We start from the raw sequence: 12,047 nt of genomic DNA, 5'->3' as shown, positions 1-12,047 counted from the left end.
ATGTCCATTCTCGTTACAGGTGGTGCCGGCTATATTGGCAGCCACACTTGCGTTGAACTTTTAACGGAAGGCTATGATGTTATCATTGTTGATAATTTTTCCAACAGCGGTCCTGATACGGTTGACCGCATTGAAGAAATCACCAACAAAAAAGTAAAGTCTTATGACATTAATTTGCTTGATTCCTCTTGTTTAGAAACGGTTTTCGCTGAAAATAACATTGACGCGGTGATCCATTTTGCCGGTTTAAAAGCTGTCGGCGAATCGGTCGAAAAACCACTTTACTATTATGAAACGAACATCGGCAGCACGATTCAATTATGCAAAACGATGGAAAAATATGGTGTATACAAACTCGTTTTCAGTTCATCAGCCACCGTGTACGGATTGCCTGAACAAGTTCCAATTGAGGAAAACGCGCCGTTAAAAGCAGTCAACCCTTACGGCAATACAAAAATCATTATTGAGGACATGCTCCGTGATTTAGCGACTTCTAATAGCAACTGGCGCATTTCGCTGCTACGCTATTTTAACCCAATCGGCGCCCATAAAAGCGGCCTGATTGGCGAAGAGCCAAGCGGGATCCCAAATAATTTGATGCCTTATATTACACAGGTAGCTGCCGGCGTGCGTGAACAACTGTCTGTTTTTGGCGACGATTACCCGACAAAAGACGGGACATGCATCCGCGACTATATCCATGTTGTCGATCTTGCTTTGGGCCACTTGCAAGCACTCAAAAAAATCGAAACATACACAGGTGTGCAGGCATATAACTTGGGGACAGGCACCGGCTATAGCGTTCTTGAAGTGGTTGACGCCTTTGAAAAAGCGACTGGCATCACGATTTCAAAAAAAATCGGGCCACGTCGTCCCGGTGATGCTCCTGTCAGCTATGCCGACCCAACGAAAGCAAGAACCGAACTACAGTGGGAAGCAAAGCGGACGCTTGTAGAAATGTGTGAAGACTCTTGGCGTTGGCAAGTCCACCGCAAAGCACAGCTTGAAAGCAAATAAACAAAGGTCAATTGATGTTGATGGAAATGGAGCCTTTCGTAGGGAAGGCTCCATTTCCAGATTGATCCAAATCGCCCCAACAGAAAATAGCTTGAATAATGAAACAGAGCAAGCTATTATCGATATGACCGACATGCATAGCAGCCTGTTGCTAAACGTAAATGCCCCACACAAAAAGCTATGCTTTTCATACGTGTTTTCAAATGCCAGTATACACACCGTTGCTTCCGTTGAGACTAAGGATGCACAGCAACTTTGTTTTTTGCAGCTTGCTTTTTTCTGAAAGCGGGTATGGTAAGAAAGACGTTTGGAAAGGATCGTTTTTTGATGAAATCGTACACAAAGGGAGTCATTGCTTGTTTGGCGGTCGGCTTGCTTTTGTTTGTTGGCTATTCCATGTATGAAGCTGTCTTAAATGCCAACGATAACATGCATACCCCTCTTCATAGCAGAATAGACAACGGGGGCATTTCTGAAAAGCGGGAGTCAACCGCAGAGCCAGGCGAACCACTCGCCTTTCTGATTGCCGGCATTGATAAAACGGCTGGATCAGGCTATGGCCGTTCAGATGCATTAATGGTAGCAACGGTCAATGCCAAAGCACAATCGGTTAAGCTTGTAAGCATCCCACGGGATACGAAAGTACAGATTGCTGGCCGCAGTATGGCCGATAAGCTGAACCATGCTCACGCTTATGGAGGGCCCGATTTAATGGTGCAAACGGTTGAGGAGCTGCTTCATATTCCTATCGACCATTATATTGCGGTTGATATGGACGGCTTTGTTGATGTAATTAATACCCTTGGTGGTGTTTCTGTCGTTAATGAAAAAAGCTTCTCGATCGATGGATACGATTTCCCAAAAGGAACACTCTCACTAAATGGCGAAAAAGCCCTTGCTTATGTACGGATGCGTAAAGAGGACCCTGCCGGGGATGCAGGTCGGACAAGCCGCCAACGCGACGTCATGGAAAGCGCCATCGCTAAAGGTTTGCAAGCTGGCAACTTGGCGAATATCCCTGCGTTTCTACAATCCTTTAGTGATGCCATCGAAACGGATTTAACACTTACAGAAATGTTCCATTATGTCTCTGCTTATCGCCCTGCCGCACAGTCGATTAAGCAGCTCGATATCGCTTACCGTGAGGAGACAGTGGACGGCCTTTGGTTCGCTGTCTTGCCACAGGAAGAAGTAGAACGTATTGGCAATGAGTTGCGCACCCATTTAACGATCGATTAAACGCCAAAAACCAAGGAGAAGGCATGAATATTGACAAACAACCTAAACGTTACTCGTTTAAGACAGAAACGGGAAAAACAGTGGGCGAATTAACCTTTTTTGAAGAAGACAACCATATGGTTATTGACCATACCTTTGTTGATCCTGATAGTCGAGGATCAGGCATTGGCGCAAAACTCGTCGCTTCTTTCGTAGCCGATATGAAAAAACAAGGCAAAAAAATCGATCCCATTTGCCCGTTTGCGAAAGCCGAGTTTGATAAACATCCAGAATACCAAGAGTTGGCAATTAAATGATTTTCTCGTTCTAGTATTTCTTTCATGTTAGAATATGGAACAGTCAACAAATGATGATGGAGGAACAGTCAATGAGGATATACCCTTTTCTTCGCCGATCATTGCGAACATTAAGCGGTTTCGGCCTCTTTGCTGCTATATTGCTTTCTGGCTGCCAAGCCCCTGAAGCGAGCCCCGCTCCTAATAAGGACGATGCTTCCCAAGGCAATGATGCCTCTGAGGAACAACAGCCAGAGGAGCAAGCGTTGACAGTTGTCAATGGCGATAAAACCGACATCCTTTCCGCTCGGGCAGCAACAGCTCCGTTTGATAAAACCTATTTAGTACCAGATGGCTTTGAAGTCGTTGAAACAGCCAATATGTTAACATTTGTGTCGGACCAAGATCCTTCTTTTCAAGTTTCCGTCAGCACGGAGCCGCTCCCTTCTGATAAAGATTGGACGTTGCGCCATGATTACACAACACTCGCTCTTCGTTCCAACGAAAGCGAGCCAGTGGAAATTGATACACATTGGTTTCCTGAGCTTGGTTTTGATTATTATTTGACCGTTGACGACAGCCATGGCATCGTTCATCGTCTTGTCCGCTTTGACGAAAAACGAGATCATATGTATGTAGCTGCGCTGTCTTTGCCTGCCGATTTAAGTGAACAGGACGGCGAAGCTTATGAAGAAGCGGTCAGCTTGTTCCACGCGATTCTCGTTTCTGCTAATCATGAAAGCGACAAAGGTGAGAGTTCCATTGATGAGGACTTGGCTACGGTTCCTTTAACGCAAAAATTAAGTGGCAAGCCTAGCGCCGAAGCAAACACGCCTGAAGAAAGCCCTGTTACGGAAGTGTCTTTCTTCTATGACGGTGAGGATCATTCCGTTCTTGCCCATACATTTGTGCTGTTTGACACACTTGAGATCCAATTGCCTAAAGGCTACCAAATGCGTCGTTTAGGGGAGCAATCTTATAGTTTTTGGAATGAACAAAACGAAATGTTCGCACCAATTTCCATTATTATCGGCCTCGCCCATCCAGACGTACCTGCCGATATGCACATCAACGCGCTCCGTTCCGCACGCACAGAAATCAAGTGGCCGCTAACCGATGCTCTAGATTGGTATGATTACGCCTTCGCCGACGCGAACAGTGAGGATGAATTTAGCAGTATTACGCTTATTAAAGAACTGGCAGATGGTCGTATTCTTGATTTATCGGTCCACACAAGCGAACAAGCGATTGATTCTCTTGTCTTGGAACAACTTCTTGCCTGCCTTGCAACGGCCACAGAAAAGCAAACAGTGAAATGAGCGAACATATCAAGCTTCCCGATCCTAGCACGGGGAGCTTTTTTGAACGGCTCATTTATAATGGCCGCCAATTTTTTGGCTTCTGTCTCGAAGCTGTGACGCTTTTTGCAACGAAGAAGCACGCTGGATCGCGAGCTTCCCATACTTTTGGCGGATGCCGTCCATCACATAACCAATCGTTGACAGACGATCCCTGCTCGCATTGTCGTCAAATAAGCTAAGCTGCCAATTTTGGTCACTTTGCAAGTTGCTCACGCCTACGCTTAAACGGCGGATTGGATAGCCGTCCCAAAACCGTTCTAGCAACGCGCACGCCGCTTCGTATACTTCCATTGTAATGTTGGTTTCAAAAGGAATCGTATACTGCCGGTGAAACCCGCGTTTTTCAACAAAATCGGCACCATTGACACTTAGGGAAACCGTACTCCCCATCCAGCCATCCTGCCTTAAACGCGCGCATACTTCCTCGCACAACTCAAGCAACACGACACAAATGTCCTCCTTTTTCACATAGTCCCGAGGCAGCGTCATGCCATTTCCATACCCTTTACGGCGGGCATGGGCGGCTCTCGTTACAGGCGAGTAATCTTCGCCATTGGCTGACATCCACAAGACTTGGCCGTGGACGCCAAAACGTTTTTTTATCCGTGCGCCATCCGTTTGCGCCAGTTGGCCAATCGTTCGAATCCCCATATTGCGAAGGTGGACGCTCATTTTTCGGCCAACGCCAAACAGTTTTTCAATCGGCAAGCACCACAAATCAAGATCAAGGCTGTCTTTTCTAAGCCAATAAATCCCTTCACTGCTTTTTTTGGCAAAATTGTCGCATGCTAGTTTTGCCAATACTTTGTTTTCGCCGATGCCAACTCTTGCTTTTACGCCAAAGCGGTCCATAATGGCTTGCTTCACTTTTTCTGCTATCTCATAAGGGGGGCCAAACAACTTTTGGCTCCCAGTCACATCCATAAACTGTTCATCAATCGAATAGGGCTCAACCAAATCAGTAAACGTGCCAAGAATTTTTGAAATTTGTAGGGAAATATCAACGTAGCGCTGCATATGTGGTTTCACAACGACTAAGTCTGGGCATTTTTGCTGCGCCTCAAATAAGCGCTCAGCATTTCGCACTCCCTTAGCCTTTGCTAATGGGCATGCCGCCAAAATGACGCCGCTTCTCCGATTCACGTCACCAGAAACGACAAGGGGGCGCCCATCGTACTGGGGATTGGCCGCGTGTTCGATCGACGCATAAAACGATTCCATATCAACAAGAAAAATGACATTTGCCCGCTTCATGTTTGTTGCCCTCCCCTTTGCTTCTGATTCTAGTATATGCGAATATGCGTTCCCTATTCAAGAGAAAAAACGAATAGACGTTCGGTATTTTTTGCCATTACTCTCCTATTGTCAGAGCAAAAAAAGAACCAGGCAAAAGCCTGATTCTTAATGAAGGCGCTTAGCACCTAAGTATCTTGGTTTCCAGTAACTATTGTTCATGTCAGCGACTTCAACTCCCCGGGAAGAGCCAGCATGAATGAATTTATTGTCGCCTATATAGATGCCATTATGAGAAGGGCCGGCTTTATAGGTTTCAAAAAAGACAACATCGCCTACACTCGGTGAGCTAACAGATGTGCCCTTATTCCATTGTTCCGCAGCAGTTCGAGGAACGCTAACGCCATTTTGCCGGAAAATGTATTGGATAAACCCACTACAGTCAAACCCAGACATAGAAGTGCCTCCCCAAGCATATGGGACGCCAATGGCAGACTGTGCGCTAGAGATCAGGCCTGAAACAAGCCCGCTTGCGTTTTGGTTCGTCTGAGAAGGTTGATTGTTGTTTACCGTTTGGTTTTTGTTCACAGGGGCAGGGCTGTTGCTAAGTTTCGCAAATGTTTGCGGCCCAGCAATCCCATCAGCGGTCAGACCATTGTTTTTTTGGAATTCACGCACAGCCGAACGGGTCACCTCACCATAATAGCCTGTTGCATTCTGATTAAAGTAGCCGAGAGAGCGCAGCTGATTTTGCAAATCGGTCACTTGGCTGCTGCGATCGCCGAGACGAAGCACGCCCGTTGACGCAGGCTTGCTTTTTGAAGAAGTATCATTTCCTGAAGCACGATTACCGCCGTTTTTAAGCGCTGCTTGTGTGGCCGGCCCAGCAATCCCATCAACTTGCAAGTTGTTCGCCCGTTGGAAAGCACGCACCGCATCACGCGTTACCGTGCCATAGTAGCCGGTAGGAGATTGGTTGAAGAAGCCAAGCTTGCGCAGATCTTCTTGTAACGCTGTCACACTGCCACCGCGGCTGCCTACACGCAGAAGGCTTGTCTTGCTAGATGGCTGCGTATCAGCCGTTTTATTCCCATTGTTATTCGGTGCCGATACAGCCGCGCCTTTCAAAGAACTTAGCGTCTGTGGGCCAGCAATCCCGTCAACAAGAAGGTTGTTCGCTTTTTGGTAAGCAATCACCGCATCTCTTGTATGCGTACCAAAATAGCCTGTAGCAGTGCCGTATGTAAAAAACCCTTTTTCTTTTAGAGCATTTTGCAGTTCAGTCACATCGGGATGAGACATGCCCTGACGGAGTGTACGGTCGCCGAGCGCTGCATCTGCATCTTGTGGGGCGACTACGGCAATACCCGCCACAACGGCAGAAGAGAACAGCACTTTATTGAAAGTAGATTGTGCCAAGAAAATGCCTCCTTCTAAAGTGATTTTTCATTCATTTTCCTTTTTCGACAGAATGTTGCCTTCGTGAATTATATCGGCTATGGAATGTAAATTTTAAACGAAATATGGTGGCTGGACTACCGATGTAATTGAAATGTAATATTACAAAAATGCCTCCCCCTCTATCCTTTTATGTAAAAATCAAGACTGGGCGGGGTTTTCCCCGCTTTTCAGGGAACAGGTTGGGAAAATCCCTTAATCGGATTTCTCCTGATAGAGAGGTCACCAAAAGGAAGATGCTAGAGGGATTTTTATTAATGATGTAGGAGGTAAGGCCTGAGATTCTCCAAACAGATAGGTACGACAAGTGAAATAGAAAGATACTCCCTTAGTGTTTGTCAAGGACAATGTAGGGGACACCAAAAACGCAACCTTGATAGTAGGTTACGTCAAGAGTTATTCATACAGTTTGAACAAAGAGTAGTATGTAAATCAGCAAATTTTTTTAAGTTTGTGATCCCATTTATTTCATTAGCATACGCTACAATCGCTATTTTTTCATTTTCAGTTATTTCCCTTTTGCAAGAATCGCATGTTAGTCCTTTTGAAGAAAAAAACATTCCTATCCCCTCCATAAAAAATTAGCATGCAACCCTTTTCAAGTCAACATATAAATCATACTTGGGAAAAATGACGTTTACAAAAATATGTTCGTTTTTATTGCTAGCACTTCTCAGCCAAAAGATGGAGAGGCGAATACACGAAAAAGCTGAAGACGCTAAAGGCATTTCCTGGTACGGTTAAATTAAAAAGAGGAGGTAATTTAAAAATGGCCGAGTCAAAAGTCTATTTGCAGCTATTGGGACTAGAACGGCAACCGCCTTCACTCCCTTTTCTCAATGCAATATGTACAGCCCACTTGCAAACATTCCCGTTTGAGAACATAAGCAAACTGGCCCGTTGGCAAAACGGGGGGGAAGAATTGCCTACTGTACATGAGTTTCTTCAAGGGCGGCGCACACTCGATGCTGGGGGAACTTGTTATTCAATCAACGGAAACGTCCATCTTTTATTGAACCAACTCGGTTTTAACAGCCAACTGGCTATGCTTGGCGGCGAGCACATGGGCATAATCGTATTGCTCGACGGCACTCGTTATTACGTCGATTGTGGCGCGGCGGCACCATTCTTTGAAGCAGTGCCTCTTCACTTGCGAAAAACAGAACGCAAATTTGGCAATGATGTCGTTGCAATTACCGCGAGAGAAGATCGGTTATTCGATTACAAACGCTACCTGAATGGAGCACAAACCGGAAAAACGTGGTCTTTTCAACAGGAGAAAAGCTACCAAATCGCTGATTTCCAAGGGCTCGTTTCTGCTTCTTATCAGCCAACGGCGACATTCATGGGGCTGTTGCGTTGCCAATTGTACCAGCTTCACCAACAAAGAAGCGTCTCGCTTGTTAATAACCGCTTTACGATTAGTAAAAGCAATGGTGAACGGACAACGACGACCCTCTCTTCCGTTTGTGCCATTGAAAACGTGCTGGCCAATGAGTTTAACTTGCCAAATTTGCCTGTTCGGCAAGCAATCGCTGCACTCGCTAAAATTGGAATCGACCCTTTTGCTAAACAAGCCTAAAACTGCAAGCGGAGAAGGTTTTTTGAAGTCCCGTAACGAATTAGTCTGTAGCGTCAATTAACCGAAGGAGCTGGACATATGAACGCGAGCCAATTATATGATTACCACGTATGGGCCAACAACAAAGTTTTTGCCCACCTGAGCGACCAGGAAGAAGGACTGTTAACGCGCCAAGTAACGAGCGTGTTTTCTTCAATAGCGGAAGTGCTTACCCATATTTATATAGCAGACATTACATGGCTTAATGCTATGCAGGAAAAAGATTTTAACGATATCGTCGTCATAAGGACCGAAAAAAGCAAGCAAGTGGCTGGTGCCTCTTTGGCAACTTATCAGGAAGCTTACCGAGAAGTAGCACAAAGCTTTAGACAATTTTTCGCTGCCAACGACCTGAGCAGGACAATTGAAATTGAACACCCACGGTTCGGCAAGCTGGTTTGTCCAGTAGAAGACCTCGTTTTCCATGTCGTGAACCATGGTACTTACCATCGCGGCAACATTACGGCGATGCTGCGGCAACTGGGTCTAGCAGGCGTGCCGACCGATTATGTTTTTTTCAAGTATCTTTAAGTTCATCGTAATCCGTCCGTAGTATCGCCATAATGATCTCGTCTGAGTATTGATTATTAACATAAAGGGACTGCCTCAATACGCCTTCTAATTTAAAACCTGCTTTTTCATATGCTTTTATGCCTCTTATGTTATGAGAGAACACTTCCAATTGTAGCCGGTTTAGTTTAAGTTGCTCAAAGGCAAATCGAAGTGCTAATTGGATTGCTTCTGTTCCGTACCCTTTATTAAAAACCTGTGGATGATGCAAGGCAATTCTAAACCCGGCTTTTTGGTTAGCCTCGTCGATTTCTAATATCGATAAATCACCAAGCACCTCATCACTATTGAGCAAACAAATCGCAAAATCAAAGCGCTGCTCATCATTGGTCATTCGCTCATAGTGTTCATACAATTGCTCCATTGTAAATGTCTTTGTTGTGCCAGTCATATAGCGTATTTCTTCATCTTGGACAGCATTAAAAAAGCTACTCATGTCGTTTTTTTGCACAGGCCTTAAGTAAACGGTAGTGCCAGTTATCCTCATTTGTCCTCCCCCCTTTTATGCTTTTCTATTATACCTAGAAATTGTTGATAAAGGAAACTACCCCGTTAAAAAAAGCAAAGGAAGGTGTTTCCCGCCTTCCTTTGCTCAGTCAATCAATCATCCGGCTCGACCGGGATTTTTCCGTTGTTTTTTGCATTCGCTCGGCAAGTGGCTTCTTCAACAACAAGCCGAACAGCAGAGCGAGTACAAGAAAGAGGACAAGCACGCCAATATTGATCCAGACTGCTTCAGCGACGATTCCCCCAACTGCCTCCCTTAGCAAATTAATCGCATACGTAAACGGCAAAAAGGGATGGATCGCTTGGAAAAATGGCGGTGCTACTTGTATTGGAAACGTTCCTCCAGCACCTGATAATTGCAGCACCATAAAAATAATGGCCAACGCTTTACCGATATTGCCAAACACCGACACTAGCGTGTAAACAATCGTCATAAAAACGGAACCAACCAGTACGGAAAACACGACGAACCAAACGGGATGGGCCGCATAGACTCCGAGTACAAGGAGATCGCCAATGCTGACAATGAGCGCTTGGAAGAAACCGACTAACAAGAACAGCACGAGGCGACCTAGATAAATGTGGTGCGCCTTGTATTCTTCCCTCATATCGACTGGATGAACATCGGTTTTTAACAAGTTCGCCAGCAGCAACGCGCCGACCCACAGAGAAAGGGCTGTGTAGAATGGCGCATTGGCTGACCCGTAGTTTGGAACGGAGTACAATTGATCCTCAATTAGTTTGACTGGTTCTGCGAAAAACGCACTCTCTTTTTCAATATCGTTTTTCAGCAATCCAATTATTTCTTCGAGATCGGTATTTTCTTCAAACTCGCGGATGCGGTCAGCTGCCTCGCCAACTGTCTCCTCTAGCCCTGGCAATTCCCCCTCCACAAATGTAGCGATATGGTTTAACGCTTCCTCAAATTCAGGAAGAGCTTCTTCGACTTTTTCTGCCATCTCAGAGAATTCTTCTTCCAATGATGGCAAATCGTCACGGATAAAATCGGCGGCTTCATGAATTCGTTCCTCAATTGCTGGAAAATCGTTGCTCATAAACGCGTTGATGCCCTTAATGGTCGCAATCACTTCTGGCAGTCCATTTTCAACTAAGTTAATCGCCTCATTGACACGTTCTTCAATGGCAGGCAACTCTTCCAGCAAATTGTTGAGTTGTTCTTCTCCTGTTACGCTAATCGCTGAAGCTTGATTTAACATCTCCTCAAGATCAGGGAGGCGTTCTTCAGCAGCAGCCAAATCGTCGCCTGCATCCTCAGCCGCCTGGCCTAATTGGCTAACGGCCCCTTTAATGACATCTGCCCCGCCGTTCGCCAAGTATTGTTGAACATGTTGGGCAGATTGAGCCGTCGCTTGCGCTTGTTCTCTTAAAGACTCTACCGTTTGTGAATCAAGCTCTCCTCCTGCCTCCAATGTAGCGATGGCCGACTGAACGTTCTCCTGCAAACTGCTCGTTTTGTCTCGTGCTTCGGCAAGGGAATCAATTGCCGGACTTAGCTCTTTACCAGGCAATGGTTCATTTAATTCACTGAGAAAGTTGATCGCTTGCGTTAATGCTTGCCCATTTGCAGCAAGCACCTCATTGGCTGAACGAAGCTGTTCCAAAAGCGCGTCCGATGAATCGCCTGACAGAGCTGCCTCGACTGCGTTTGCGCCTTGCTCGACAAAGCTTGCTTGCCGGTTGATCACATCAACCAGAGGATCGATCGCCCCTTCTACTTCATTCAGGACATTTTGGGCGCCTTCTAAATAATCTTGTGCATGATCGGCCATTTCAGCAGCATGTGGCAGCGCCTCCTGGGCGCGCCCAATTGCTTCCTGGGCTGTCTGAACGATTTCGAGCGCTTCCCCTATTTGCTCTTCCACTTCGCCAAAGTGGCCGCCAATTTCTACAAGTTTGTCCGCTGCCGCCTCTATTTCAGGAACCCGTTCTTCCAACTGGGCGAGGCGCTCGCTAAGCGTATGGATTTCCGGCAATCGTTCTTCAATCTCCAATACGTACCCAGCTGCTTCGTTTATGTCTGAAAAATGTTCCGTCATCCCGATGACGCTTTCGACTTTTTCCTTGATCACAGGCCAGTCGTTTTGAAGTTCAAGCACCTTTTCCCCTAGCTCATTGATCTCTGGAAACCGTTCCTCTAGCTTAAAAATATTGTTTTCGATTTTACGAATCGTTGGCAATTCATTCTCAAGTTCAACGCCAATCTCGTTAAATTCTGTAAACAACGCAGTAGATGCTTCTTCTAAAAATTGCTCAGAAATTTCCTCGACAATCGTAGAAGCACCTGCTGACGTCATTTTTGGAGCAATCGCATTCAGTTTTTCGTTGACTGTATAGCGAACTTCAGGAGCGGCTGGCTCCCCGTCAAGGACGCTCGTCAACTTTTCGGAAAAGTCTTTGCCTATATACACACTTGCGTAATAATCGCCCTTTTTGACTCCTTCTTCAGCCGTGGCTCGATCGACAAACGTCCAACCCATTTTGTCGTTCTTTTTGAGATTTTCAACAAGCTCATCTCCAACTTTAAACTGTTCTCCGTTTACTTCAGCGCCGGCATCCTCGTTCACAACGGCCACTTTGATTTGGCCCGTGTTGCTATAAGGGTCCCAAGAAGCAGCGACATTGAACCAAGCATATAATGACGGCAAAAATGCCAAGCCAACAAGCAAAAGCGCAACAAGCGGCACGCGCTTTAAATTGCGCAAATCCTGTTTTACAATTTGGCTAATTTGCTTCATTGAAACCATC

At 45.8% G+C, this 12,047-nt stretch carries 10 protein-coding genes; 6 read left to right on the top strand and 4 right to left on the bottom strand.

The window, feature by feature from the left end; all coding sequences use genetic code 11:
- The 4 genes from galE to BC8716_RS08145 all read left to right on the top strand — a co-directional run bounded on the left by galE (position 1) and on the right by BC8716_RS08145 (position 3,850).
- Positions 1-1,017: a UDP-glucose 4-epimerase GalE gene (galE, locus tag BC8716_RS08165; protein WP_094424724.1), complete on the top strand. Its 1,017-nt coding sequence runs from the start codon at positions 1-3 to the stop codon at positions 1,015-1,017.
- Positions 1,018-1,344: 327 nt separating this feature from the next.
- Complete coding sequence (locus BC8716_RS08155; protein ID WP_157730376.1) at positions 1,345-2,256, top strand: LCP family glycopolymer transferase; 912 nt, start codon at positions 1,345-1,347, stop codon at positions 2,254-2,256.
- Positions 2,257-2,279: 23 nt separating this feature from the next.
- Positions 2,280-2,552 carry a GNAT family N-acetyltransferase gene (locus tag BC8716_RS08150; protein WP_094424718.1) on the top strand — a complete coding sequence of 91 codons (273 nt, stop codon included), beginning with the start codon at positions 2,280-2,282 and terminating at the stop codon, positions 2,550-2,552.
- Between the two features lie 71 nt (positions 2,553-2,623).
- Positions 2,624-3,850 (top strand): hypothetical protein, encoded by a 1,227-nt coding sequence (locus BC8716_RS08145; protein ID WP_094424716.1) that lies wholly within the window; start codon positions 2,624-2,626, stop codon positions 3,848-3,850.
- Positions 3,851-3,901: 51 nt separating this feature from the next.
- Here BC8716_RS08145 and BC8716_RS08140 read toward each other — a convergent pair whose 3' ends face one another.
- Positions 3,902-5,146, bottom strand: coding sequence for a DNA polymerase IV (locus BC8716_RS08140; RefSeq protein WP_062745077.1), 1,245 nt, complete (start codon positions 5,144-5,146; stop codon positions 3,902-3,904).
- 147 nt (positions 5,147-5,293) lie between these two features.
- Positions 5,294-6,544 (bottom strand): C40 family peptidase, encoded by a 1,251-nt coding sequence (locus tag BC8716_RS08135; RefSeq protein WP_094424714.1) that lies wholly within the window; start codon positions 6,542-6,544, stop codon positions 5,294-5,296.
- An 808-nt stretch (positions 6,545-7,352) separates the two neighbouring features.
- Here BC8716_RS08135 and BC8716_RS08130 point away from each other — a divergent pair.
- Together BC8716_RS08130 and BC8716_RS08125 are read left to right on the top strand one after the other, a co-directional pair.
- Positions 7,353-8,165: an arylamine N-acetyltransferase gene (locus BC8716_RS08130; RefSeq protein ID WP_094424712.1), complete on the top strand. Its 813-nt coding sequence runs from the start codon at positions 7,353-7,355 to the stop codon at positions 8,163-8,165.
- A gap of 78 nt (positions 8,166-8,243) precedes the next feature.
- Positions 8,244-8,735 carry a DinB family protein gene (locus BC8716_RS08125; RefSeq protein ID WP_094424710.1) on the top strand — a complete coding sequence of 164 codons (492 nt, stop codon included), beginning with the start codon at positions 8,244-8,246 and terminating at the stop codon, positions 8,733-8,735.
- Here the strand turns inward: BC8716_RS08125 and BC8716_RS08120 are convergent.
- Together BC8716_RS08120 and BC8716_RS08115 are read right to left on the bottom strand one after the other, a co-directional pair.
- Positions 8,722-9,261 (bottom strand): GNAT family N-acetyltransferase, encoded by a 540-nt coding sequence (locus BC8716_RS08120; protein WP_094424708.1) that lies wholly within the window; start codon positions 9,259-9,261, stop codon positions 8,722-8,724. The genes BC8716_RS08125 and BC8716_RS08120 overlap by 14 nt on opposite strands.
- 109 nt (positions 9,262-9,370) lie before the next feature.
- Positions 9,371-12,037 carry a YhgE/Pip domain-containing protein gene (locus BC8716_RS08115; RefSeq protein WP_169715923.1) on the bottom strand — a complete coding sequence of 889 codons (2,667 nt, stop codon included), beginning with the start codon at positions 12,035-12,037 and terminating at the stop codon, positions 9,371-9,373.
- Positions 12,038-12,047: the final 10 nt, after the last annotated feature.

The organism is Shouchella clausii, assembly GCF_002250115.1.
GTDB classification, from domain to species: domain Bacteria; phylum Bacillota; class Bacilli; order Bacillales; family Bacillaceae_D; genus Shouchella; species Shouchella clausii.
The sequence above is the reverse complement of the archived record's forward strand: the minus strand, read 5'-3'. Positions and strand labels throughout refer to the sequence as shown.

What these genes read in the sequence shown, in the direction of transcription:
- galE (WP_094424724.1), top strand. Translation starts at nt 1, where the DNA reads ATGTCCATTCTCGTTACAGGTGGTGCCGGCTATATTGGCAGCCACACT.
- BC8716_RS08155 (WP_157730376.1), top strand. Translation starts at nt 1,345, where the DNA reads ATGAAATCGTACACAAAGGGAGTCATTGCTTGTTTGGCGGTCGGCTTG.
- BC8716_RS08150 (WP_094424718.1), top strand. Translation starts at nt 2,280, where the DNA reads ATGAATATTGACAAACAACCTAAACGTTACTCGTTTAAGACAGAAACG.
- BC8716_RS08145 (WP_094424716.1), top strand. Translation starts at nt 2,624, where the DNA reads ATGAGGATATACCCTTTTCTTCGCCGATCATTGCGAACATTAAGCGGT.
- BC8716_RS08140 (WP_062745077.1), bottom strand. Translation starts at nt 5,146, where the DNA reads ATGAAGCGGGCAAATGTCATTTTTCTTGTTGATATGGAATCGTTTTAT.
- BC8716_RS08130 (WP_094424712.1), top strand. Translation starts at nt 7,353, where the DNA reads ATGGCCGAGTCAAAAGTCTATTTGCAGCTATTGGGACTAGAACGGCAA.
- BC8716_RS08125 (WP_094424710.1), top strand. Translation starts at nt 8,244, where the DNA reads ATGAACGCGAGCCAATTATATGATTACCACGTATGGGCCAACAACAAA.
- BC8716_RS08120 (WP_094424708.1), bottom strand. Translation starts at nt 9,261, where the DNA reads ATGAGGATAACTGGCACTACCGTTTACTTAAGGCCTGTGCAAAAAAAC.
- BC8716_RS08115 (WP_169715923.1), bottom strand. Translation starts at nt 12,037, where the DNA reads ATGAAGCAAATTAGCCAAATTGTAAAACAGGATTTGCGCAATTTAAAG.